Annotated in this window: 18 protein-coding genes and 1 pseudogene; 10 read left to right on the top strand and 9 right to left on the bottom strand. The window is 71.1% G+C overall.

The features are described 5' to 3' along the window. The first annotated feature begins 452 nt into the window (after positions 1 to 452). From LP52_RS15365 to LP52_RS15345, 6 genes are all read left to right on the top strand, one after another. A complete protein-coding gene (locus LP52_RS15365; RefSeq protein ID WP_040274362.1) occupies positions 453 to 1,163 on the top strand; it encodes an ABC transporter ATP-binding protein in 711 nt (236 codons plus the stop codon). Then, complete coding sequence (locus tag LP52_RS15360) at positions 1,160 to 3,694, top strand: ABC transporter permease (protein WP_040274360.1); 2,535 nt, start codon at positions 1,160 to 1,162, stop codon at positions 3,692 to 3,694. The genes LP52_RS15365 and LP52_RS15360 overlap by 4 nt, the downstream gene beginning before the upstream one ends. A 105-nt stretch (positions 3,695 to 3,799) precedes the next feature. Further along, entirely contained in the window at positions 3,800 to 4,939 is a 1,140-nt protein-coding gene (locus tag LP52_RS15355; RefSeq protein ID WP_052809885.1) for a sensor histidine kinase, read from the top strand. Beyond that, on the top strand, positions 4,936 to 5,637 hold the full coding sequence (locus tag LP52_RS15350) for a response regulator transcription factor (RefSeq protein ID WP_052809884.1): 702 nt from the start codon (positions 4,936 to 4,938) through the stop codon (positions 5,635 to 5,637). Before LP52_RS15355 ends, LP52_RS15350 begins: the two co-directional genes overlap by 4 nt. A 33-nt stretch (positions 5,638 to 5,670) precedes the next feature. Continuing rightward, on the top strand, positions 5,671 to 6,324 hold the full coding sequence (locus tag LP52_RS28975; protein ID WP_084723226.1) for a transposase: 654 nt from the start codon (positions 5,671 to 5,673) through the stop codon (positions 6,322 to 6,324). Positions 6,325 to 6,411: 87 nt separating this feature from the next. After that, entirely contained in the window at positions 6,412 to 7,203 is a 792-nt protein-coding gene (locus LP52_RS15345) for an SAM-dependent methyltransferase (RefSeq protein WP_040274359.1), read from the top strand. A gap of 123 nt (positions 7,204 to 7,326) precedes the next feature. On the opposite strand, the gene LP52_RS26625 is transcribed toward LP52_RS15345, so the two are convergent. From LP52_RS26625 to LP52_RS15320, 6 genes are all read right to left on the bottom strand, one after another. Then, the gene (locus LP52_RS26625; protein ID WP_193789996.1) at positions 7,327 to 7,563 is read right to left on the bottom strand and encodes a hypothetical protein; all 237 of its coding nucleotides are present in this window, start codon (positions 7,561 to 7,563) and stop codon (positions 7,327 to 7,329) included. A gap of 436 nt (positions 7,564 to 7,999) precedes the next feature. Beyond that, entirely contained in the window at positions 8,000 to 9,454 is a 1,455-nt protein-coding gene (locus LP52_RS15340) for a sensor histidine kinase (protein ID WP_040274357.1), read from the bottom strand. An 8-nt stretch (positions 9,455 to 9,462) separates the two neighbouring features. After that, positions 9,463 to 10,173, bottom strand: coding sequence for a response regulator transcription factor (locus LP52_RS15335; protein WP_040274355.1), 711 nt, complete (start codon positions 10,171 to 10,173; stop codon positions 9,463 to 9,465). A 71-nt stretch (positions 10,174 to 10,244) separates the two neighbouring features. Then, complete coding sequence (locus LP52_RS15330; RefSeq protein ID WP_040274353.1) at positions 10,245 to 11,045, bottom strand: ABC transporter permease; 801 nt, start codon at positions 11,043 to 11,045, stop codon at positions 10,245 to 10,247. Then, positions 11,042 to 11,956 (bottom strand): ABC transporter ATP-binding protein, encoded by a 915-nt coding sequence (locus LP52_RS15325; protein ID WP_040274352.1) that lies wholly within the window; start codon positions 11,954 to 11,956, stop codon positions 11,042 to 11,044. Before LP52_RS15325 ends, LP52_RS15330 begins: the two co-directional genes overlap by 4 nt. Positions 11,957 to 12,512: 556 nt before the next feature. Next, positions 12,513 to 13,361 (bottom strand): helix-turn-helix domain-containing protein, encoded by an 849-nt coding sequence (locus LP52_RS15320; RefSeq protein WP_169775372.1) that lies wholly within the window; start codon positions 13,359 to 13,361, stop codon positions 12,513 to 12,515. A 71-nt stretch (positions 13,362 to 13,432) separates the two neighbouring features. Here LP52_RS15320 and LP52_RS15315 point away from each other — a divergent pair, with 71 nt between their 5' ends. The 3 genes from LP52_RS15315 to LP52_RS15305 all read left to right on the top strand — a co-directional run bounded on the left by LP52_RS15315 (position 13,433) and on the right by LP52_RS15305 (position 15,333). Continuing rightward, complete coding sequence (locus tag LP52_RS15315) at positions 13,433 to 14,176, top strand: siderophore-interacting protein (RefSeq protein WP_040274350.1); 744 nt, start codon at positions 13,433 to 13,435, stop codon at positions 14,174 to 14,176. Positions 14,177 to 14,278: 102 nt separating this feature from the next. Continuing rightward, a complete protein-coding gene (locus tag LP52_RS15310) occupies positions 14,279 to 14,971 on the top strand; it encodes an O-methyltransferase (protein WP_040274348.1) in 693 nt (230 codons plus the stop codon). A gap of 182 nt (positions 14,972 to 15,153) precedes the next feature. Next, positions 15,154 to 15,333 (top strand): hypothetical protein, encoded by a 180-nt coding sequence (locus LP52_RS15305; RefSeq protein WP_040274346.1) that lies wholly within the window; start codon positions 15,154 to 15,156, stop codon positions 15,331 to 15,333. Between the two features lie 270 nt (positions 15,334 to 15,603). Here the strand turns inward: LP52_RS15305 and LP52_RS15300 are convergent, their stop codons facing one another. After that, the gene (locus LP52_RS15300) at positions 15,604 to 16,491 is read right to left on the bottom strand and encodes an alpha/beta fold hydrolase (RefSeq protein WP_040274344.1); all 888 of its coding nucleotides are present in this window, start codon (positions 16,489 to 16,491) and stop codon (positions 15,604 to 15,606) included. A gap of 130 nt (positions 16,492 to 16,621) precedes the next feature. Here LP52_RS15300 and LP52_RS15295 point away from each other — a divergent pair, with 130 nt between their 5' ends. Further along, positions 16,622 to 19,963 (top strand): BTAD domain-containing putative transcriptional regulator, encoded by a 3,342-nt coding sequence (locus LP52_RS15295; protein ID WP_040274343.1) that lies wholly within the window; start codon positions 16,622 to 16,624, stop codon positions 19,961 to 19,963. Between the two features lie 97 nt (positions 19,964 to 20,060). Here the strand turns inward: LP52_RS15295 and LP52_RS26620 are convergent. Next, positions 20,061 to 20,249, bottom strand: a pseudogene (locus LP52_RS26620) (FAD-dependent monooxygenase); the annotation flags it as partial. A 141-nt stretch (positions 20,250 to 20,390) separates the two neighbouring features. Beyond that, the gene (locus LP52_RS15290; protein ID WP_040274341.1) at positions 20,391 to 22,466 is read right to left on the bottom strand and encodes a glycosyltransferase; all 2,076 of its coding nucleotides are present in this window, start codon (positions 22,464 to 22,466) and stop codon (positions 20,391 to 20,393) included. Positions 22,467 to 23,402: the final 936 nt, after the last annotated feature.

Below are 23,402 nucleotides of genomic sequence, written 5' to 3'. Positions count from 1 at the left end.
GCCCCGCTCCGACCACGGAAGCGGCGCGACCTCGGACTGCCCCAGAACGTACATAAACACCGCACCTCCCTGCAGTCCGTCACCGCGTCCCCGGAGCTCGAGGCGACGGTCGCGGGGTCGCCCGAACGCGGCCATCCCATCCCCACATCAGTGGGACTCGACCTCGCGTGCGCGGGAAACTCCTTGTGACGCGTGTCCCGATCCCCCACCGGATCCATTCCCGTCCCGCGTGCGCGGGACTCTCCCACCAAGGTCGGCCGTTCGGTCGCTCATGTACTTCCGTGCGAGTACGCGTCACCTCCTGCGGGCGGAGGCGGCCGCCGGCGGCCCGTCGGCATCGTGGTGGACACCAACCACTCATCGGAGGTCTCGTGTCCCCACATCCAGATTCCACGGTCGTCGATCAGCAGTCCGGGAGCGCGCTGTCATCCAACGCTGATGACGCTGCGGCCATGCTCGTCGGCGCAGTCAAGCGATACGGCTCCGGCCAGTCGACCGTCGTCGCTCTCGACGACGTCACCATCGCGTTCCCGGCGGGGAAGTTCACGGCTGTGATGGGCCCGTCGGGTTCGGGAAAGTCGACGATGATGCACTGCGCCGCCGGGCTGGATCAACTGACGACGGGCCGCGCCTTCGTCGGCAACACCGATCTGTCGACCCTCGACGACCGCGCACTGACCATGCTGCGCCGAGAACGGATCGGGTTCGTGTTCCAGACGCTCAATCTCGTTGGGACCCTCACGGCCGAGGAGAACATCTGCCTACCGTTGACGTTGTCGGGCCGCCGGCCGAGCGATGGAGTGCTCGATCAGGTCGTGTCGATGCTGCGCCTCGGTGATCGCATGCGTCATCGGCCGGCGGAGCTCTCGGGCGGCCAGCAACAGCGCGTCGCCATCGCCCGGGCGCTGGTCGCCCGGCCACACGTGGTGTTCGCCGACGAGCCCACCGGCAACCTCGACACCCGGTCCGGACAGGAGATCCTCGGATACCTGCGATCAGCGGTCGACAAGCATCATCAGTCGATCGTGATGGTCACGCACGATCCCAACGCCGCTGCCTGGGCGGACCACGTCGTGTTCGTCGTCGACGGCAGAGTGCACGACGTGATGGATCGCCCGTCGGCCGATTCGGTGCTCGACGTGATGAAGGGCCTGGGGCGATGAGCCAGATGGTGCGGAGCGCGGCTCGGAGCGTGTTCGCGAGCCGGGGTCGGTTCCTGCTCACGGGCACGGCGATCACACTGTCGGTGGCGTTCCTCGTCGCGACGCTGGTGCTGGCCGACTCGATGCGCGGCCGAGCGGCCAGCGATATCGCCGAAGCGTTCGCCGGGACGGACGCCGTGGTGCAAGGCGTTTCCCTCGGCGAGCCCGGCGGAGGACCGGGAGATCCTGCCAGGTCGGTTCGGCAATCACTGGATCCCGACATCACCGAGCGCGTGGTTGCGGTCGACGGCGTCGACAGGGCCGCCTCGCAATGGTCCGGCTTCGCGAAGCTGGTCGTCGACGGATCGACGGTCGGAACCGGCACGGCGAGCGACGTCGGTCGCAACTGGGTCGCCGACCCGGCGCTCAATCCGTTCCGGCTCGCGAGCGGGCGACCACCGACCGAGGTCGGAGAGATCGTGATCGATCGATCACTCGCCGATGACGCAGGCGTGGCTCCGGGTGACGTCGTACAGGTCCTGACCGCGACGGGGATGCACGACGCGACCATCACCGGTATCGCGACGTTCGCGTCTGCGGACGCGGCACCGCTGCAGCGAACGGTTCTGTTGCCCGACGGAGCGGCGTCCGCCTGGCTCGACATGGCGGCGCCGACCGAGGTGCTCGTCGACGTCGCGGAGGGTGCCGACCGCACCGAGGTGCTCGGCCGACTGTCGGCGCTGTCCGATGCCGAGGTCGTCGACGGACCCGACTACATCCGGACGATGCAGGACGCCGCGACGTCACCGCTGCAGTTCCTGAACGTGTTCCTTCTGGCCTTCGCCGTGGTCGCGATTCTGATCGGCGTGACGATCATCTTCAACACGTTCGCGCTCACTGTCGCCCGCCGCCGGCGGGAGTCGGGACTGCTGCGTGCGGTCGGTGCGGAGCGACGCCAAGTGCTCGGCGGAGTGGTGATCGAGGCGGCGTTCGTCGGAACGATCGCCACGCTCGCCGGCCTCGTATGCGGGGTCGCGGGAGTGGGCGCGCTGCGCTGGGTCGTCGGACTCACCGGGGTCAGCCTGATCACCGGGCCGACGATCGTGAGCCCGATCTCGATCGCGATCGCCGCGACCGTCGGTATCGGCGCAACGATCCTCTCGGCATGGATCCCGGCTCGCCGCGCGGCGGCGACACCACCGATCGAGGCGCTGCGCGAGAGCGCGGCGGAACCCCGGGTCGTGAGCCGAGCGCGGACTGCAAGCGGACTCGTGCTTGCCGCGGCGGCGATCGCTGGAGGAGCTGTGGCTGTGGTGGACTCGAACCCAGTGTGGCTCATGCTCGCTGCTGCCATTGTCCCGGCGCTCGTGCTGTGCGGCCCGGCGATCGTGACAGCTTCAGCACGTTGGAGCTCTCCGGCGGCCCGCCGCGCCGCCGGTGTGTCTGGCTCGATCGCAACGGGCAACCTGGCTGCGAGCCCCCGTCGATCGGCATCGACGGCGCTCGCGCTCATGCTCGGAACGGCGATGGTGACGGTGTTCTCGATCTTCGCGAGCTCACTGACGAGCGCGGTGGGAACGGACGTCCGTGAGGGACTGCGGGCGGATCTGGTGGTCACGTCGGCGACCCCCGACTTCTCGACGATCGACCCCACCCTGGCCGGCCGGATAGCAGAGCTGCCCGACGTCGACTCGGTAACTGCGCTGTCGATCGCCGAAGGGGTAGTGGCCGGGAAAGCCCAGGCGATCGGCGGCATCGACCCGACGGCACTGCCCACCATGTACGACCTCGACCCGATCGCCGGCGACCTCGCCGATCTGAGCTCGGGAGGCGTGGCCGTGGTCGGTGACGACCCGGCGCGGCTTGGCGGAACCCTGGAGGTCGAGTTCGAACGATCGACCATCGAAGCGCCGATCGTTGCCGTGGTCGAGAGGAGCACCGGCGGTTTCGAAGCCCCAGCGTACTTCGTCGACCGTGCGACACTCGACGGCTCGGTCGGTCGTCTGCTCGATGCGCAGGTGTTCGTCGACCTCGCCGACGGAGCGGTGGCGGACGCCGAGGAAGACGTGAGTGCCCTGGTCCGAGATACGCCCGGGGCGTTCCTGGCGACCCAGGAAGAACACGTCGCCAGCAGCGGGAGCGAGATCGCTGCGTTCGGGAACTTCATCGACGGGATGCTCATTCTGGCGAGCTTCATCGCGCTTCTTGGAGTCGCCAACACCACGGCGCTCGCGATCAATGAACGCTCGGGAGAGATCGGGCTGCTGCGAGCGGTCGGGGCGTCTCGGCGGGAGCTGCGGCGCATCGTGCGGCTCGAGGCGGCACTCCTGTCGTTCGTTGCAGCATCGATCGGTATCGCCGTCGGAGCCGGCTTCGGCGGGGCGATGATCGATGTCGCTGGAGGCGCGGAGATCCCGTCCGTCGTCGTACCCTGGCTCCGTCTGGCGGTGACGCTGATCGTCGCAGTCGCAGCGGGCGTGGTCGCTGCAGCGTGGCCCGCGTTCCGGGTCTCCCGGGTGCCTGTGCTCGAGCTGGTGAGCCGGGACCGCTGATGCGCCCAGCTCCAGCACCGGGACCGGGCGGCCCACGACCGGTCCCGGTGCAGAGACCTCCCGTCGGAGTACGCGCCCGCCATCGGTTGCGACGAGGATAGTGCCATGACGCATACGGACCACCGCACCGGTCGCACCGGTCGCGCCGATCTCGCTGCGCTCGTCGCCGCGTTGGCGGTGTCGATCGGCGTGTTCGTCCTCGATCCGGACGTCCTGGCCGGACGGCAGCTCCTAGGCATCGCGATCGCGGCCGTCGCCGCGGTGCTGCTCGTCGTCGCCGGTCGGTTCGGTCGGGTCACCGTCGTGGCGATCGGTGTGCTGGCCGTCGTCAGCTTCGTATGGACCTCCAGCCCGGTCGCGCTGGCACCGATGCTCGCCGTGGCGCTGTTCCGTCTCGTGCGCCGGAGCGACGATCGCTCTGTGATCTGGTTCGGATCGTTCGTCGCGATCGCCGTCGCCGGCTTCGCGGCGCAGGCCGGTGATGAACCGTTCTGGTTCGAATGGGTCACCTACTCAGCCGTTCTCCTGCTCCCGATCGCCGCCGCCGACGCCCGTCGCTCCAACCTGAGGCGTCGAGCCGACAGATTGGAACGCCATGTCGCCGAGCGGCTCCAGGCGGAACGCCTTCGCATCGCGTACGACCTGCACGACATCGTCGCCCATTCGCTGTCGGCGATCACCGTCCAGTCCGGCATCGCCGCCCACGGGTTCGAGCGCGATCCCGCCGCTGCTCATACTGCGCTCGTCGAGATCAACGACGCAGGCAGACGATCGCTCGACGAGCTGAGATCCCTCCTCGGGCTCCTCCGGTCCGACGAGTCGGTCCCACTTCGCCCGATACCGGCGGCCACCACCACCCTCAGCGACGTCGTCGCTGCCGCCGGGCACTCGAGGGAGGTCGAGGTGGTCGAGGACGGCCACTATCCTGCGGGCGTGGCGGAGAGCACCGTGGTGACGGTGCACCGCATCGTGCACGAGTGCCTGGTCAACGTCGCCCGCCACGCCGGCGACGTCCCCACGATCGTCCGGCTCCGGCACGCAGACGGCGGCGTGCACGTCACAGTGTCGAACGACGCCCCGGCAACAGCACACGCTACGACGCCGGGCACCGGCATCGGTCTGGTCGCGATCCGCGAGCGAGCGGAGCTCCTCGGTGGCACCGTCCACGCCGGACCCGCCGACAACGGCGGGTTCACGGTGCACGCGTTCGTGCCGTACCAAATACCCGGCGGGTGGGAGGCATGACCCCTCGGCTCGACGCGCCTGCCGTGGCGAGGCGCGACATCCGCGTGCTGCTCGTCGACGACCAGGAGTTGGTGCGCCGCGGGTTCGCGGCACTGCTCGCCAACGAACCCGGCATCGAGGTCGTCGGTGAGGTCGGCGACGGCGCGCAGGCGATCGCCGAGACCCGGCGGACACGCCCCGACGTCGTGCTGATGGACATCCGCATGCCTCGCATGGACGGGCTCGACGCGACGCGAGCGATCTGCGGCGACGAACGGCTCAGCGCCACCAAGGTGCTCGTGCTCACCATCTTCGCGCTCGATGAGTACGTCTACGAGGCGCTCAGAGTCGGTGCCTCCGGTTTCCTGCTCAAGGACACCCCACCGCGACTCCTGCTCGAGGCCATCGTCGCCGCCGCCGACGGTGACGTCCTCATCTCACCGGCGATGGCCAAGCGGTTGGTCGCCGACTTCGTTCGCCGACCGATCAATCGTCCCGGCGAATCGGGTCCTCTCGATGTCCTGAGCGAGCGAGAGCGCGAAGTGCTCGCCGAGGTCGCACGTGGCAAGACCAACTCCGAGATCGGCGAGTCGCTCTACATGTCGCCGCTCACGGCGAAGACGCACGTCAGTCGCATCCTCGGCAAGCTGAACGCGCGCGACCGCGCCCAGCTCGTGATCATCGGATACGAGACCGGACTCGTCAGCCCCGGCGAGTGAGCATCGCGAGCGTCGTGGCGGTCGGCTCTGTCGATGTCGGCGCCGGGATCGGCCACCCACCCTGACGGCTCAGCGCTACCTGCGAGCGAACCGCCTCGCGACGCCGGGGAACGTTCCGCCGAGCACCCCCATCGTCCACCACATGCCTGTTCCTGCTCCGACGGCGGCACCGACCACCACCCCGACGAGCGCGAGGCGCAACGTGGTGAGGTAGGTGCGTGCAACAGGCCCCTCGAGCTGAGGAAGACAGATGACCCCTGGTCCACGTTTCCGCAAGCCAGAGGCCATCTTTATGCCGATCCGCCTGCGAGGGCCGTGTCCGGTCGCTTCGGACTCACCGACGTCGAGTGGACCCTGCTCGCCCCGCTTATGCCCGACAACCCGCCCAATGGCAAGCGGTGGGCCGACCACCGCAGGATCATCGACGCGATCCTCTACCGCACCAGAACCGTCGTCCCCCGGCGCGGCCTGCGAGCGCTACGGCCTCTGGGAGACCGCGGCCGGGCCGCCAGTTGTTGCTGCAGCGCGTGCAGGAGGCTGCGGGTCTTGCCTGCGGTGGAGTCTCCCTCCACCAGCACCGCGCCGCCCGCGATGCCCGCCCACGCGAGCGCACCGCGAGCCCGCGTCGTTCTTCGCCTGCCACGGTGTCAGAGCCGAACGAAGCGGGACGGGCCGGCGCCGGACTGATCCGCAGGGCGGTCTGATCCGCCCCGGTGCACATGTCGGTCGCAGCACTATGCTTGGGATTCCCCTCCTTTCCGACGTTTGGTGCACATGAACACCCCACCCCCCGTCGACACCTCCCAAGCCCATTCCGCCCGCATCTGGAACTACTGGTTGGGCGGCAAGGACAACTACTCCGCAGATCGGGAAGCCGGCGACCAGATCGTGGGCGTCCTGCCCGAGATCGTCGACATCGCCGTCGCGACCCGCGCCGTCCTGGTTCGCATGATCAGTTACCTCGCCGAGCAGGGCGTCGACCAGTTCCTGGACATCGGTACCGGCCTACCCACCGCCGACAACACCCACGAGGTCGCCCAGAGCGCCAATCCCGCCGCCCGGATCGTCTACGTCGACAACGACCCGCTGATCCTCGTCCACGCACGCGCCCTCCTCGTCGGGACCGCCGAGGGAGCGACCGACTACATCCACGCCGACCTGCGCGACCCCGCCACGATCCTGGACAAGGCCGCCGCAACCCTCGACCTGGACCGACCGGTCGCCATCACGATGTTCGGGGTCCTGCCGTTCGTCGGCGAGGACACCGAGGCGAAGGCGATCATCGACCATCTTCTGGGCGCACTTCCCACGGGCAGTTACCTGGCGATCGTGCACAGCACGAGCGCCGTCACCGGTGAAGCGATGGAAGAAGCCGTCCGCCGGTGGAACGAGGCGGGATCGGCCGTCTACCACCTGCGTACACCGGAGCGCATGGCCGGGCTGTTCGACGGTTTGGAGCTTGTGGAGCCCGGGATCGTGTCCTGTCCGCTGTGGCATCCGGAACCGGCGGAAGTCGGCCGAGCCCGGGAGATGGACGAGTACTGCGGGCTGGCGCGCAAGAGGTAGCCGAGAACGGTCGCCGACAACAGTTCTGCGGGGTCCGGAGTTGCTACATCGCGGAGCCGAGGCTGTGGCGACCGGAACCGTCCATGCACCCGAGCGGGCCCTATACGAAGAGGTCGCTCCGCATTAGTCCGCCTCCTTCAGGGGCAGGTCGGCGCGCAGGCGCTCCACCAGATCGGGGGTGGCCCGGAATGCGCGGCCGAACGAGATCAGGTCGGCACCCGGGTCCAGCCGGTGGTCCGCGCTCTTGCGGTCCGGGGGGTCGCCCCCGTCGGGAAGCCCGGGGTGACGACCAGCGGCGCGGCCAGGCGCGCCCCAGGCCGACCAGGGTCTCCTCGTCGGCGGTGGCTTCGAGGTGGACATAGGCGGGGCCGAGCGGCGCGAGCGCGTCGAGCAGCGCACCGTAGAGGTCGGGGACCTCGGTGTCGACCGCGTCCTGCAACACGGCACCCGGCGAGAGCCGGATCCCGACCCGCTCGGAACCGATGCCCGGCGGCGCTCAACTCCCCCAGAACACCCGGAGAAGACTTCTCGATGCAAGTGTGGCAGCTGCTCACGGATGTGCCCTCGTGAGGGCGGTGGCGGCCCGACATCGCCACCGCGCGGGCCGCCGGGCCGCTGCGGACCGAGTTCCGCTGGAGCTCAGCAGGACTGGACATCGAGTCGACCGTGTACGCCCTCGAGATGCCGCGCCGGATCCTCTAGGGCGGGTCGGAGGCGGTTACGACCAAGGGGGCCCGGTCCGCATGGACCGCCGCATCACGGTCCCTCGGTCACGCGTCCGCAAAAGCGGGAACCTTCATGCGGCTTGGTCCAGTAGCGGCAGTGTCAGCCGGAAGCGGGCGCCTTCGCCAAGGGCGGTTTCCAGTTCGACGTCGCCGCCGTGGGCACGGGCGAGGGAGCGGGCGATGGCGAGGCCGAGCCCTCTGTTCCCTCCGTCCGAGCGGCTCCGGGAGCGGTCGGTGCGGTAGAAGCGGTCGAAGACGCGGCCCGCTTGTTCGGCGGCCATTCCCGGACCCTCGTCGGCCACCTCGAGCAATGCCGCGCCGTCCTCGGTACCTACTCCGATACGGACGGGGGTGCCCGGTGGGGTGTGGGTGGCGACGTTGCCTACGAGGTTGGTCACGACCTGCCGCAGCCGGGTTTCGTCGGCGTGGACCTGGGCGGGGCCGGGCGGACCGTCGCCTCCCGGGCCGGTAAGTTCGATCGGACGCGAGGGGTCCAGGGCGCGCAGATCGTGCCGGGCGTCATTGGCGAGGGTGCGAAGGTCCATCGGGGCCCGATCGAGCTGCTCTTCGGGCGCTTCGTCGAGCTGGGCGAGCAGCAGCAGGCCCTCGGCGAGGCCGGCGAGGCGTGTTGCCTCTCGGTCGATGCGGTGCATCGTCTCGTCGACGTCGGCCCGTTCCGGCAGCGCGCCCATCCGGTAGAGCTCGGCCGAGCCCTTGATGCCGAAGAGCGGGGTGCGAAGCTCGTGACTGACGTCCGAAACGAATGTGCGCATCCGGGCCTCGGATGCGGCCCGGTCGGCAAAGGCCCGTTCAAGCTGGCCGAGCATGGTGTTGAGCGATGCCGCGAGGTGCCCGATCTCCGTGCTGGGCGCGGCGATGTCGGGGACGCGCCGGGTGAGGTCGCCGCCGGCGATCGCCGCCGCCGTGTGCTCGATCCGCCGCAGCGGCCGCAGGCCTCGGCCGAGGGCGAACCAGCCGACCCCGCTCAGCAATACGAGGAGGACCGCGCCGCTGACCAGGCTGGTTGTCCGAAGGCGGGCGATCGTGGCATCGAGCTCGGTGAGCGGTGTGGCAGCGATGACCGTTTCGCCCGCCCCCGGGACCGCCCGGGCGACGGCCCGCCAGCGTTCCCGGCCGTCAGCGGCGCGCAGGGTGACTGGTGTCCCTTCGGCGGGGATTGCGCGCAGATCGCCGAGTGGCGGCAAGTTCGCTTTGTCCAGCCGGGAAGACTGGATATCTCGGGCTATCGTGCCGTCCGCGTCCAGGTGCACCAGGTAAGGGACCCCGAACATGTCGAGGGCGGGTTGGAGGCGCTCCGGGTAAGCGGTCACCGGATCCGCCCCGGACGGCAGGGCGGTCGACGCGCGGGAGATGAGCGCGGTGAACGAGCGCAGCTGGCTGTCGAGCTGGCCGAGCTGGTAGCGCTCCAGGCGGTCGGACACCACAGCGCTGACGAGGGTCAACCCCGCCAGCAGCAGGCCCGTGGTGAGCAGCAGCAGCCTGGCCCGCAGCGAGAGTCGGCTCATGACGCGCCTCATCGCCGGGGCTCCCGCAGGACATAGCCGACCCCGTACACGGTGTGGATGAGCTTGGGCTCTTCGGTGTCGACCTTGCGCCGCAGATAGGAGATGTAGGTGTCGACGATGTTGGTGTCGCCGCCGAAGTCGTAGCGCCACACCCGGTCGAGGATCTGTGCCTTGGACACCACGCGTCCGGCGTTTTCCATCAGGTAGCGCAGGAGGCGGAACTCGGTGGGGGAGATGCGGACGGGCTGTCCCGCCCGCGTCACCTGGTGTCCCTCGGGGTCGAGGGCGAGAGGGCCCGCCCTCAGCACGTCGGCCTGGAGGCCCGTCGTGCGGCGCAGGATCGCGCGGATCCTGGCGATCAGCTCCTCCAAATCGAACGGTTTGGTCACGTAGTCGTCGGCGCCGAGGGAGAGGCCGGTGACCTTGTCGGCCTGTTGGTCCCGGGCGGTGAGGAAGAGGATGGGCACCGGCCCGCCGCGGCTTTCCGAGCGCTTTTCACGGAGTTGCCGGACCACGTCGAATCCGTCCGTGTCCGGCAGCATGATGTCGAGCAGCACCAGGTCGGGAGGCTCCCCGGTGGCCGCGGCGACCGCATCGGCGGCGGTCGCCGCGGTGGTCACCTCGAATCCGGCGAAACGCAGCGCCGCGGAGAGCAGCTCGCGGACGGTCGCCTCGTCGTCGACCACCAGCAGCCGCTCGGCATCTTCTCGGAACGTCATCGCCTGTCCTGAGCTCCCCACGCCGACCACGATGGGAACGCCCGGATCCCCGGATGGCCCATCAGCGAGTATCACACGTCGCGGCGCCGCAAGACTACGAAAGCGGCGGCGAGCACAGCAGCGACGCCGAGGCACATGCCGGCGAAGTTGAGCCAAGGATGCGGGTAGGCGGGATCGGGCACGGTCGCGACGATAGCGGTCGCGCCCGCACCCGGCCAGAAGTCGAGGAGCCACTGGAGCCAGGAGGGGAAGAGCGGAGCCAAGGAAGGCACCAGGAAGACGATCCCGACCAGCGTGGCGAACGCTCCCGCCGTGGCCCGCGTGATCGTGCCGAGGCCGACCGCGAGCAGCCCGATCGCCGAGAGATAGAGTCCCGCGCCCGCTACGGCTGACAGCACACCCGGGTCGCCCAGCCCGGCGTTCGGCACACCTTGGGCGGCGAGAAGGCCCTGCCCGATGAAGAAGGCCGCGAACATCAGCGCCTGGCTGACGACCACGGCGACGCCGGCGGTCACCACCAGCTTCGCCGCCAGCACTCGGTGCCTGCTGGGCGTGGCGATCAGCGACGTCCGTATCAGACCGGTCGCGTACTCGGAGGTCACCACCAGCGTCCCCAGCGCACCGATGACCAACTGAGCGACGAGGTGTGACCTCAGACTGAGGCTGGTGGGATCCCAATCCCGTCGTTCCGCGGCCGTCATGGCCGCATACTCCTGCCCGACATGGTCCATGGTCAGGGCCGTGATCCCCAGCCCCACTGCGAGGAGGCAGGCCAGCGCATACCAGGTTGAACGCAGGCTGCGGAACTTGACCCACTCCGCGCGGACGGTGTGAGCGAACGTCACGTCGGACGAAGCGGCGAGCGAGCTCATGCGGCGGTCCCTTGGTAGTCGAGGCTGTCCCTGGTCATCGCCATGAAGATGTCCTCCAGCGACGGTCGCTGCGGCGTGAGCTCGGTGAGCACGATGCCGTCGTATGCGGCGAGTTTGCCGATCTCGCCGCTCGTCATACCGGAGACGACGAGTGCGGACTCGGAACCTTCGCGTACGGCCGCCCCGGCGGCGGTCAACCGGAGCGCGAAAGCCTCCCGGTCGGGCGTGCGGAGCAGTACGGTGCCGTCACCGTCGGCACGCATGAGCTCACCGATGCCGGTATCCGCGAGGAGCCTTCCCCTGCCGATCACGATCACGTGGTCGGCGGTCTCCACCATCTCGTTCATGAGGTGGCTCGACACCAGCACCGTCCGGCCCTCGCGGGCCAACGAGCGCATGAAACCTCGCACCCAGCGGATGCCCTCCGGGTCGAGCCCGTTGACAGGCTCGTCGAAGATCAGCACCTCCGGCTCACCGAGTAGGGCCGCCGCGATGCCGAGCCGTTGACGCATGCCGAGCGAGAACCCTCCGGCTCGTTTGCCGGCGACGTCCTCCAGCCCGGTACGGGCGAGCACCTCGTGGACCCGGCGCCGAGGCAAGCCGTTGCTCACCGCGAGCGCCAGTAGGTGTTCGTAGGCCTTCCGGCTGCCGTGCACAGCGCCGGCGTCGAGCAGCGCGCCCACCTCGGTCAGCGGCACCGGGAGGTCGCCGTAGCGGCGGCCGCCGATGGTGACGGACCCCCGATCAGGGGCAGCCAGCCCCAGGATCATCCTCATTGTCGTGGACTTGCCGGCGCCGTTCGGGCCGAGGAAACCGGTCACCTGCCCCGACCCGACGGTGAAGGACACGTCGTCCACCACGGTCTGGGGACCGTACCGCTTGGTCAGTCCGTGTACCTCGATCGTTGTCATGAGGCCGATCCTGCCGAGCCGATCCGGCCGGTTTCTGAGGACTTCTGAGAGACCTCCCAGAAGACGGCAGCCCCATCCGAGCGCCGTGGCGTCGCCGCCCGGCTCTGCGGCCTTCCACTCACAGGAAACTCTGCGAATCGGGGGAACGAACCCGCGATCGGCGCACGGGCGGCCGAGCCCGCGACGTACTCGGCGGCCGGCGGCCTCCACTCGGATGGGGCAGGCACGCACGGCCGACAGCGAGGGCTCGCCGGGCGCGGCAGGGCAAGTTGCCGAGCCGGCCCGCCTCATGGCCTCCGTCTCCACCGGGCTTCAGGGCTTCAGGGTTTCAAGAGACGCAACCTGCCGGTCGACCGTCCGAGAGTTCAGTCGGCGACGATGCCGTGCCGGCCGCGACACAACGGAGCGCCATTCGGGGAGGCGGCAGATGCCGAATTCGTCGTTCTCCAGGCCTTCGAAGAAAGCCGCGATCGCAGCCCGACCCTCGTCGGCCCGTCCTTTCGACCTGACTCGTGTCAGGAGAAGATGCGGTCCCGATGGTCGTCTTCCCTGCTGATCAAACCGCGACCTCGCCTGATGAGACATCGGTGCTGCTGATGTGGTGGTAGATGGCGGGGTGTTGGCCGGTGTGGCGGCGGAATGCTTCGGAGAAGGCACCGGGTTTGCGGTAGCCGACCGCTCTGGCGGTGGCGCCGACCGATCTCCCCCGCGCGAGGTGGGTGAGCGCTGCGCGGATGCGGACGCGGGCACGCCACTGCGCGAAGGTCATCCCGGTCTCGCGGGTGAACAGGCGGGTGATCGTTCGGACGCTGGTGTTCATGTTGTCAGCCCAGGTAGCGAGGTCGCGTCCGTCGGCGGGATGAGCGACAAGGGCCTCGGCGATGGTCCGGATGCGGGGGTCGTCGGGCAGCGGCACGTGGAACCTCTTGCTGGGTACCGGTTCGAGCAGCGCGAGTAGTAAGGCCTCGGCGTAGGCGCGCGTGGGGGCCGGAGCCGGGTCCTGGTCGATGTGGATGATCAGTTCGCGGATCAGAGGAGTGATCAGGACGCCGGTGGTCTCGGTCCCGATGCTCGGGCATCGATCGACACTCAGCAGAATGCCGTAGCTGTGCCCAGGGCGAATCACCTCGGCCGCGTGGGAGGTGCCCGCAGGTATCCAGAGCCCGTGGGTCGGTGGAACCAGCCAGTCGCGGTGACCGGTGCGCATGGTGATAGTGGCCGTTGCCGACCAGATGATCATGTGGTGGCAGGGGTGCTGGTGTTCGTCGAGGACAAGGCCCTGATCGAAGGCCGAGCCCGAGACGACCAGCAACGGGGGGCCATCGGTTGCCGGCTCGCCGGTGATGTCGTCGTCTGCCACGTCGTCCTCTTGGTAACCCTCGTCGCGACCGAGTGGCCAATTCACGGCCATTGTTGGCCACATTCCGCAGCTTGGTCACATTAGCGTGGTCTTACCCAGCGACGACGGAGACGACGATGACCAAGATGACCGAACGGTTGGCGGATCTGGCCGGCGGTGCCCTGTTGAGCGCCGCGGAGGTGACGGAGGTCAATCGCTGTTCGTCGGATTTCCTGAAGGTCGAGTTGCAGTCCGAGGCGTTTCGCTCGGTGAGTTGGGTGCCGGGGGCGAAGCTGCAGTTCCGGCCGGAGCGCGGAACACTGGGCATGCGAGCCTATACCCCGATCTGGTGGGACCCCGCCAATGGTGCGACGCAGCTGATCGCGTTCCCCCACGGAGACGGCCCTGCTGCCCGATGGTTTCGTCGGGTCAAGACCGGCGATACGTGCGAGGTGTTCGGGCCACGTCGCTCGAGCGATCTGCGCGGTCTGTCTGCTCGGACGGTGTTCGTCGGTGACGAGTCCAGCGTCGGGCTCGCCTGCGCGCTGCGCACGGTGAACGGAGATGTGCGGCACATCTTTGAAGCGACCGATCCCGCCGAGCTCGCAGCCGTGCTGGGCGATCTGGGACTGGCCGCGCAGTGCGCGATCGTCCCCAAGAATGCCGACCGGGCGCCATTGGTTCACCAGGCACGAGACGAGGCCGAAGCATCCGCCGCGCCCTTCGACCTCGTCGTCAGCGGCGACGCAGCGACGGTGCACGCTCTTCGACGCGATGCCCGCCGATGGCCCCGACAGCCCCGACAGCCCCGACAGCCCCGACAGCCCCGACAGATCAAAGCCAAGGCCTACTGGGCGCAGGGACGTAGCGGGCTCGACTAACCGGCATACGTCAGCGCCAGAGCGAGCCGAGTGTCCAAGACCTTTGGGCCTGAAGGAATCCGCCCGACACCGATCTGTCGGCTTTCGACGCGAAGGAGAAGTATGGACTCGTTGACGACCAATCCGGTCGCGGAAACGCTACAGCGTCTGTTCACCGAGGCCGAGACAACCGATCGCCACCTGCTGAGCGAATGGACCGACAAAGCCGAGTCGAGCAGCGCGGTGATCAGCGAGCTACTCGACGCCGAGGCAAAGGACTACCAGGGCTTTTACCAGCAGCTCTCCCAGCATTTCCTGAGCGTCTCACCGGAATTCGGTCGGTTCCTCTACGTCTGCGCCCGCGCGTGCGGCGCCAGGAGCATCGTCGAATTCGGCACGTCCTTCGGCGTCTCCACCATCCATCTGGCTGCGGCCGTGCGGGACAACAGCGGCGGCCGAGTTATCAGCACCGAACTGGAGCCCACCAAGGCAGCACGGGCGCATGAAAACCTGCAGGCCGCCACCATGGCCGACCTGGTAGACATCCGCGTCGGCGATGCACTCGACACCCTGCGCTACGACCTCGACGACACTATCGACCTGGTCCTACTCGACGGCGCGTTCAGCCTCTACCGCCCCGTCCTCGACCTGCTGCACCCCCACCTGCGCAGCGGCGCACTCGTCATCGGTGAGAACGCCTTCGAGGAAGCGGGCGACTACCTCGACTACGTCCGCAACCCCGAAAACGGCTACCTATCCCTGCCCCTGCCGTTCGACCAGCAACGACACAACGAACTGTCACTACGGACCCGATAGATGCCTGCAAGGCCGATTGCCCAGAGCAAACCGTTCAACCAGGAACTTCACACGCTCTCCTATCCCCCCGGGATGAAAATGCCCAGCCGTGCATTCGGCGCACTCGCCGACGCGCTGCGCCGCCACCGGAGGAACTGGCCACAGCCCGTCTGCTCCCCCGGCCCGCGCCCCACCGGTGGGCCATGCACGACCTGGCCGCCGACTACGCTCGAAACCATCCCGGCCCGCCCGCCGGCCGCGAACCGGCCCTGACCCGGCTTCTGGATGCCTACGCCGCCCTGGCCGAGGTGGCCGACGATCACCTGCGGGCACTGTCGGCCAGCAGGCAACCGAGGTGTTCGACGACCGGCAGCACGCCCTGACCTGGCTGGACGAGGAACACCCCACCCTGACCGAGGCGCCACACACCGCCAGGACCACCGGCCACACCCGCACAGCCATCCATCCGCCCCTGCACCTGGCCGATACCTGGACCAGCGGCGCCGGTTCACCGAGTGGGAGCAGATCCCCCGCGTCGCCCAAGAAGCCGCACACACCGCCGGCGACACCCGCCGCGAAGCTGCCGCCTGGAACAACCTCGGCAACGCCCTCCGCCAGGTGCGCCGCCGGCGGCGGTGCCCGCGCCGATCCCGCTAGCGCGCCAGCAGCGCCCGCAGCGCCTTGACGACCTCGGCCGGGGCCTCCTCGGCCATGAAGTGGCCGCAGGAGACCGTGACGTGGTGCAGGTCGGGCGCCCAGGGCCGCCACATCGCCGGGGCGTCGTAGCCCAGCACCGCCCCCCAGTCCTGCTGCAGCACCGACACCGGCATCGCCAGTTGCCGACCGGCCCGCTGGTCGGCCTCGTCGAGGTCGGCGTCGACGCCGGCCGAGGCGCGGTAGTCGGCGACGATGGAGTCCACCGCCGCGGCGGACTTGGCCACATAGACCTCGCGCAGCCGCGGCGGGATGGCGGCGGGGTCCTGGGACCAGCTGTCCAGGAAGTGGCCGAAGAACGCCTCCGGCGCGCCGGCGATGAGCTTCTCGGGCAGGTCGGCCGGCTGGGCCATCAGGTACAGGTGGAAGCCCACCGCCCCCGCGCGCCCGTGCAGCGCCTCCCACATCTGGGGCACCGGCAGCACGTCCAGCGCGGCCACGTGCGTGACGGCGCCGGGGTGATCCAGCCCGGCGCGCAGTGCTACCAGGGCGCCGCGGTCGTGGCCGGCCACCGCGAAGCGGTCGTGGCCCAGCGCGCCGGCCAGCGCGACGACGTCGGCGGCCATGGTCCGCTTGGCATACGTCGCGCCGCCGCCGGCGTCGGCGGGCTTGCCGCTGTCGCCGTAGCCGCGCAGGTCGGGGCAGATCACGGTGTGGTCGGCGGCCAGGTCGGCGGCGACGTGCCGCCACATCAGGTGGGTTTGGGGGAAGCCGTGCAGCAGCACGATCGGGCTCCCCGCGCCGCCGACGGCGGCGTTGAGCTCCACCCCGTCGGCGCCGGGCAGGCGCCGGTAGTCGAATCCTTCGATGAGCGGTTGCGGTTCCACCGCGGACTCCTTCTCGTGGTTCGTGTCGATTACTCGCAGCCTGCCGGGCGGCGATGAGCAGCCGATGAGCAGCGGCCAAGCGCCGGCTCCCCGGACGCCGCACCGGGTGCGCGCGGCTAGATTCGATGCCATGACCAGCTATGCCGACGACACGGCCGCGGTGCGCTTCGCCGTACTGGGGCCACTGGAGGCCGCCGGCCCGCGCGGGGCCCTGGCGCTGAAGGGGCCGCGGCAGCGGGCCCTGCTGGCGCGGCTGCTGGTGGCAGGCGGGCGGGTCGTGCCGGTGGAGCGGCTGGTGGAGGACCTGTGGCCCGAGCAGGCGCCGAACGGCCCGGTCGCGGCGATCCGCACCTTCGTCGCCGACCTGCGCCGTGCCCTGGAACCCGGTCGGCCGCCGCGCAGCCCCGCCCGCCTGCTGGCCACAGCCGCCCCCGGTTACGTGCTGCGCACCGCTCCCGGCGCGGTCGACGCCGACCGGTTCGAGGGAGGTGTGGCGCGGGGGCGCGCGCTGCTGGCCGACGCGCGGCCGCGCCCGGCTCTGGAAGAGCTGGAGCGGGCGCTGGAGCTGTGGCGCGGCCCCGCCTACGCCGAGTTCGACGACTACCCGTGGGCGCGCGCCTGCGCCGAGCGGTTGGAGGAGCTGCGCCTGGTGGCCGTGGAGCACCGCGCCGAGGCGCTGATCGGGTTGGGCCGGGCGGCCGAAGCAGCCCCCGACCTGCGGGCCCACGTCGGCGCCCGCCCGCTGCGCGAGGACGCCTGGCACCACCTGGCGCTGGCGCTGTACCGCTCGGGCCGCCAGGGCGACGCGCTGGCGGCGCTGCGGCGGGCTCGCCGCACGCTGGCCGAGGAGCTGGGGGTGGAGCCGGGCGAGCGGTTGCGCGCGCTGGAGGCCGATATCCTCGCTCAAGCGCCGCGGCTGAGCCCTCCGCCCGCAGAGCAGGCCCCTCCCGCGTCCGCGGTGCCCGATCAGCCGGCCGCGCCGGTGCACCCGCTGGTGGGCCGCTCCGACGAGACCGGCGACCTGGAGCGGGCCGCCGAGCGCGCCGAGCGCGACGGCGGCACCGTGACGGCGCTGGTCGCCGGCGGCGCCGGAGCCGGAAAGACCGCACTGGCCCGCGACCTGGCCGCGCGCCTGGCCCGGCGGGGGTGGACCACCGCCTGGGGCGAGTGCCCCGAGCACGAAGGCGCCCCGCCGGCCTGGACCTGGGAGCGCATCGCCGCGGCGCTGGCGGCGGCCGCCCCCGCCCCGGCGGCCCCGGTCGCGTCCGCTGGCGCCGAGCCCCCCGGCGACCCGGCCGCGGCCCGCTTCCAGGCCCTGCGCCGCGCCGCCGCGCTGGTGGATGCGGCCGCCGCCAGCGGCCCCGTCCTGCTTGTCGCCGACGACCTGCACCGCGCCGGCGAGGAGACCCTGGAGCTGCTGGCCGGTCTGGCCGCCCGCCCGGGGACCCGTCCGGTGCTGATGGTGGGCACCTACCGCAGTGACGAGATCACGCCCGCGCTGACCCGCACGCTGGCCCGCCTGGCCCCGCGCGAACCCCTGCGCCTGTACCTGGAGGGGCTTTCCCTCGTCGACACCGGCCGGATCGTGGCCGAGGTCGCCCGGCGCGGCGCCGACGAGGCCACCGTGGCCGCGATCCACCGCCGCAGCGGCGGCAACCCCTTCTACGTGCGCGAGCTCGCCCGCCTCTACGCCGACCAGGGCGCCCGTGCGCTTGACGCCGTCCCGCCCGGGGTGGGCGACCTCATCCGCCACCGCCTGGCCGACCTCGATCCGGCCGCGCGGCGGCTCGTGGGCCAGGCCTCGGTCGTGGGCCGCGACGTCGACCCTGAGGTGCTGGCGGCCGTGGCCGAGGAGGGCGGCGGCATGCTCGACGCCCTCGACGCCGCGCTGCAGGCCGGTTTCCTCACCGAACCCGGGCCGCGCCGGCTGCGCTTCTCCCACGTCCTGGTGCGCGACGCCGTCTACACCGGTCTGTCGGGGCCGCGCCGGGCGCACTGGCACGGCCGCACCGCCCGCGCCCTGGAGCGGCTGCGTCCCGGCGAGGCCGCCTCGCTGGCCCACCACTTCGCCCGCGCCGACACCCCCGGCGCCGACGAGCGTGCCGCCGGCTACGCGCGCGAGGCCGCGTGCCGGGCCGAGGAGCGCTTCGCCCCGCACGAGGCCGCCCGCCTGTGGCGCGAGGCCGCCGAGGCGTGCGAGCGCAGCGGCGCCCCCACCCGGGTGCGGCTGGAGGCGGTCATGGGCACGGTGCGGGCGCTCGCGGTGACCGGGCGGTTGGAGGAGGCCCGCGCTCATCGGGGCCGCGCCGTACAGGCGGCCGCCGGGCTGGAGGACCCCGAGCTGCTGGGGCGGGTCGTCACCGCTTTCGACGTGCCGGCGCTGTGGCCGCGCAACGACGACGAGGGCCTCTCCGCCCGCGTCGCCGGCGCCGCCCGGCAAGCGCTGTCGGCGCTGGAGGAGCGCGACCCGCACTGCCGCGACGCGGAGTTGCGCTGCCGCCTGCTGGTCGCGCTCGCGCTGGAGCTGCGCGGCGACGCCGGCGAGCGCGGCCGCGACGCCGCCCGCCGGGCCGAGGCCCTCGCGCGTCGCCGCGGCGACGCCGCGCTGCTGTGCGCGGCCCTCAACGCCCGCTTCATGCAGTCCTTCCACACCGCCGGAGGGGCGCGGCGGCGCGCCGGCATCGGCGCCGAGCTGGTCGAGGTCGCCTCGGGCGCCGGGCTGGTGGCCTACGAGGTGCTGGGCCGACTCGTGCAGATGCAGGCCCACAGCGGGCTGGCCGACTTCGCCGCGGCCGACGCCCACGCCGCCGCGGTCCACAAGCTGGGCGACCGCTACGAGATCGGCAACGTGGCCGTATTCACCGGCTTGTACGGGGCCGTGCGCGCGGGTGTCGCGGGCCGGTTCGCCGAGGCCGAGGCTGCCTACCGCGCCGCGGGCGCGCCGCTGGCCGATTCTGGCATGCCGGGCATGGCGCAGGGCGCCGTGCCGCTGGCGCTGCTGTGCCTGCGACTGCAGGCGGGTGAGGCGGCCGGAGACGCCGCCGGCCTTGCGGACCTGGCGGGGGCCGACTGGGGGCCCTACACTGCGTGGGCCCTGCCGCTGCTGGGCGGGGGTGAGACGGCCCCGCCCGCACCGCCGCCCGCGCCGGTGGGACTGCTGAACGAGGCGCTGACCTGTATGGATGCCCGTGCGGCGCGCGCCGCCGGTGATCAGGGGCGGATGCGGCGCGCCTACGAGCGGTTGCTGCCGGCCGCCGACGAGCTGGCCGGAGCCGGCAGCGGCCTGGTCACGCTGGGGCCCGTCGCCCACCACCTGGGCGACCTCGCCCGCGCGCTGGGCCGCGCCGCGGAGGCCGAGGGCCACTTCCAGCGCGCCCGCGCCGTCGCCGAACGGGCGGGCGCACCGCACTGGCGAAGCGCCGCCGAGCAGGAACTCGGCGCCGGGGATCGACACGGCCGCGCCCGCCCTTGAGACCTACCCGCCGGGCCGACCGGGGCCCGGGCTTCGCGCCGGCCGGGGGCGCCCGGCGGCGTGCTCGGTCAGCAGGCGGTCGGTGGTGGGCTGCGAACCGGCCGCACGCGAGGAACAGCTCCAGCGGGCCGCGCAGGTCCACCACCACGACGCTGCGCGCGTGAAGGCCGAGCGCGCGGACGACCCTAGCCGGCTCCGCCTCCTTCTCCAGCACCAGCGCGTACACGCCGTGCAGCCGAAGTTCGGCGGCCAGCATCATGCCGGTCGGTCCGCCGCCTACCACCATGACGGTTATCGCCCGGTCTCACCAGGCTGCGAAAGCCCGCAGCACGCTCACCGCATGGCCGCCCCGCTACAACCGCCACTGGTTCCACGCCGCGCTCGGCGGCCCACCCGTCCACCGATTCCAACCTTTCGGCCAGAACAGTTAGACCTCCTCGGCTCGATGCGCCAGCGCAAGATGGTTGTCGACGGTGTAGAACAGGCGCACGCGAGTGCGGCCCTGCGCGGGGTCGTCCAACCGCCTCGGCGCGTAGACGTGGACCCGCTTGCGGTCGGCGAGGTCGCCGCCGATGCGACCGAGCGGGACCGTCGGCCCTCCCGGGCCGGGCCGCAGGACGAGGTCCCATATGTCGTCATCACCGGTGCGCCGCTGACAGGCCGGGGCATGGCGCACCAACGCGTGGAACAATCCGGGATCGTCGGTGTCAGGCACCGCCTCTGCCTCGAAGGACGACGCGGACTCCGTTCGATGCACGGCATGCAGCCGAGCGTCCCGTGTGGCCGGGGGGCCGCCCCAAAGCAGTCGGGCGGAGACGTGGACGCCCAGATCGTCGGGGCGGGCGGAAACCACCTCAGCGTGGGCGGGACGGTTCCACACGCGTAGCGCCAGATACCCGTCGGCGGTGGTGTAGGGGATGCAGTGCCGCACGCTGTCGCCGTCATGGACGAGCCCCGGCCCCCGGAGCAGCCCCGCTTGTTCGATCCGTGCCGCCGTGAGCCGAAGACGCTTGCCCGCGCCTCCACGCGGGAGAACCCAGCAGTCCCAACGCCCCTCGGAGAAGGCCTCGACCACGGGCGACAGGAAGAACCGCACGCGGCCTCGCGAATCCGCGGCCGGGAGCGGGAAGCGCATCTCCTCCTCCCCGCGTCGGAGGCGGGTGAGGAAGTCCCACTCGCCCGCGGGCAGGGAGTCCGCGCCGATGCTCAGCATGATCCGGGCGTCCGCGCTTGAACGCGCCCGCACCCGTGGCCCCCGGGCGGTCGCAGGTTCCGCGGGGCTCCGCGCTGGAGCGGGAGCGCTCCCGCTCCTCAACAGCCGGGGCAGCGTCCGTCGACGCGGCGCCAGCTCCTCGAAGAGCGCCTCATAGCGGCGTGCGATCACCTCGGGAGCCCAGGCCCCGGCCGCCGCGCGGGCCGCGCGGCCCATGGCGAGCCGCTCCTCCTCGTCGGCAACCAGCCGGCTCAGCGCCTGGGCGAAGGCGTCGACGCCGCCATCCAGCGGCACAAGCAGGCCTGTGGACCCGTGGGAGATGATCTCGGCGGGACCGAACGGGCAGTCCGTCCCCACTACCGGGACGCCGCAGTGCATGGCCTCCACGATGGTCATCCCGAAGGACTCGCGGTCCGAGGCGACGGCAGCGATCGCGCCCTTCGCCCATTCGGTCTCGATGGGCGCGGCGGGCCCCATCAGCATCGCGCTGTCGTTGAGGCCCATCTCGTCGATCTGCCTGCGCAGGGCAGCCCGTGCGCGCCCGCGCCCGTAGATACGCAGGGTCCAGTCCGGGTATTGCGCGACGACCTTCGCGAACGCCTCGAGCAATCGGTCATAGCGCTTGATCCGGATCAGCCGCCCGGCGGCCACGATCGTCTTGGAGTCCAGCGTGGAGGGTTCCACTTCCGGAAGCGGCACCCCGTTGGGGATGCACAGGATGCGGGCGGCGGCACCGGGGAGGGCCGCCCGATACTGGGCGGCGTCGGCTTGGGAGACAGTGACGAAGCCGTCCAGTCCGGCGACGGCCGCGTTCTGGTCCTCGCGCAGCTGGTCGCCGTGGGCGTCCATGGACAGGTGCTCCTGGCCGATACGGAGTTGACCGCGCCGCCGATGGCGGGCGAGGTAACCGTTGAGGATCGGCCGTGTGGCGATGACGACGTCGGCCTCGCTGTCGCGGAGGTAGGCGTCTATGCGCTCATCGTGCAGCGCTGTGTAGTGCATCCGGCGGTCGTTGTCGACGTCGGGGTCGGGAAAGACGGTGTTGGGCAGCTCCGACAGGTGCCGTTCGCGCGCATCGTGGGCGGGACCGCCGCTGTCCTCGCGGACATCCAGCAGCCAGCGCAGTGCTACGCGCGGGCGGCCGGCAACGAGATTGGGCTCGTCTGCCGGGCGATGAACGCTGACGATCTCCACGTCGTGGCGCTCGGAGAGGGCGGTGGCGAGGTTGACGGTGGATCGGATGGTGCCGCCAATGCCATAGGCGTTGTGCAGCAGGAACGCGATTCTCAAGCGGGGGGACTCCGTGGTGGTGAGCGGAGCGCCGAGCGGGGATAGCACGCGCTGAGTGGGCTGGGCATCGGGACCGGACGCCGCCGATTGGGCGAACCGATGATGGGGCCTAATGCCTCAGGGACGGCAGAACGCTGAGAGGAAGTGTGGGGGATGTCTGAGTTGAAGAGCCCTCCTACCGCAAGGAAGGGCAATCACCACATAGTGTGACATAGGCCCGAAATGGCGTCGATCTGCGCCGCACCCGCCCGACTATGGTGCAGTCCTGGGCCCCGCTAGCTAGGCCGCTCTTAAGCAGGTGGGCTGCTCGCGCCCCTGTTGTCCATGGGTGCGAGCAGCCTGAGGGCGGGCACTGGCTGGCACACGTCGCGCTCCCGCCCGCCACCGCAGCGCGTCGCGCTGCAGCGGATTCGGGGCTGGGCACGCCCTACCGCTCGAACTCTCCTGGCGATGCTCTCGGCCTGCTCGGGTGGGCCGGCCCGCTATCCGCGTCCCTCTGGAGTCGGACCGCGGCGCCGTCGCGCTGCCCGACCACGCCGAGAGCCCGCCCGCGCTCGCGTTGGCCGCTAGACCGCTCTCGGCCCGTAACCTGCTGTTGGCGAGGGGCGCCGACGGGCCGCCAAGGACCGGTGTGACGGGCGGCGCTCGTCCGGGCGCGGATGTCGAAGGACTGGATGTGCGGCGCGGTCGGGCTGGTCATACCCGCGCTCAAGGCGCTGGCGCGGCGCCGCTCGCGCGGCCTGAGTCCTCAGGGGGTCGAGGAGGTCGACGTCGAAATCCCTCGCGTGCCCGCCGTGCGGGACTGCCCCTCCCCCCTCACGGCCCGGCGGAACCAGACCTCGGCTTCCCCGGCGCGCGTCCTCGTACAGCAGCGCTCCGAGAGCGGCGATCGCGCCGACGTTTCCGTTCTCGGCGGCCTCGCTGTCGCACTGGCTG

It is taken from the genome of Streptomonospora alba, from assembly GCF_000826685.1.
In the GTDB taxonomy this organism is placed as follows: Bacteria; Actinomycetota; Actinomycetes; order Streptosporangiales; family Streptosporangiaceae; genus Streptomonospora; species Streptomonospora alba.
This window is presented reverse-complemented; position numbering and strand designations above follow the sequence as displayed.

Coding starts and splice junctions, on each gene's coding strand:
- LP52_RS15345 (WP_040274359.1), top strand. CDS start 6,412: ATGAACACCCCACCCCCCGTCGACACCTCCCAAGCCCATTCCGCCCGC.
- LP52_RS15315 (WP_040274350.1), top strand. CDS start 13,433: ATGACCAAGATGACCGAACGGTTGGCGGATCTGGCCGGCGGTGCCCTG.
- LP52_RS15335 (WP_040274355.1), bottom strand. CDS start 10,173: ATGACGTTCCGAGAAGATGCCGAGCGGCTGCTGGTGGTCGACGACGAG.
- LP52_RS15350 (WP_052809884.1), top strand. CDS start 4,936: ATGACCCCTCGGCTCGACGCGCCTGCCGTGGCGAGGCGCGACATCCGC.
- LP52_RS15305 (WP_040274346.1), top strand. CDS start 15,154: ATGCACGACCTGGCCGCCGACTACGCTCGAAACCATCCCGGCCCGCCC.
- LP52_RS15365 (WP_040274362.1), top strand. CDS start 453: ATGCTCGTCGGCGCAGTCAAGCGATACGGCTCCGGCCAGTCGACCGTC.
- LP52_RS26625 (WP_193789996.1), bottom strand. CDS start 7,563: ATGTCCACCTCGAAGCCACCGCCGACGAGGAGACCCTGGTCGGCCTGG.
- LP52_RS28975 (WP_084723226.1), top strand. CDS start 5,671: ATGTCGGCGCCGGGATCGGCCACCCACCCTGACGGCTCAGCGCTACCT.
- LP52_RS15340 (WP_040274357.1), bottom strand. CDS start 9,454: ATGAGCCGACTCTCGCTGCGGGCCAGGCTGCTGCTGCTCACCACGGGC.
- LP52_RS15330 (WP_040274353.1), bottom strand. CDS start 11,045: ATGAGCTCGCTCGCCGCTTCGTCCGACGTGACGTTCGCTCACACCGTC.
- LP52_RS15310 (WP_040274348.1), top strand. CDS start 14,279: ATGGACTCGTTGACGACCAATCCGGTCGCGGAAACGCTACAGCGTCTG.
- LP52_RS15295 (WP_040274343.1), top strand. CDS start 16,622: ATGACCAGCTATGCCGACGACACGGCCGCGGTGCGCTTCGCCGTACTG.
- LP52_RS15325 (WP_040274352.1), bottom strand. CDS start 11,956: ATGACAACGATCGAGGTACACGGACTGACCAAGCGGTACGGTCCCCAG.
- LP52_RS15355 (WP_052809885.1), top strand. CDS start 3,800: ATGACGCATACGGACCACCGCACCGGTCGCACCGGTCGCGCCGATCTC.
- LP52_RS15360 (WP_040274360.1), top strand. CDS start 1,160: ATGAGCCAGATGGTGCGGAGCGCGGCTCGGAGCGTGTTCGCGAGCCGG.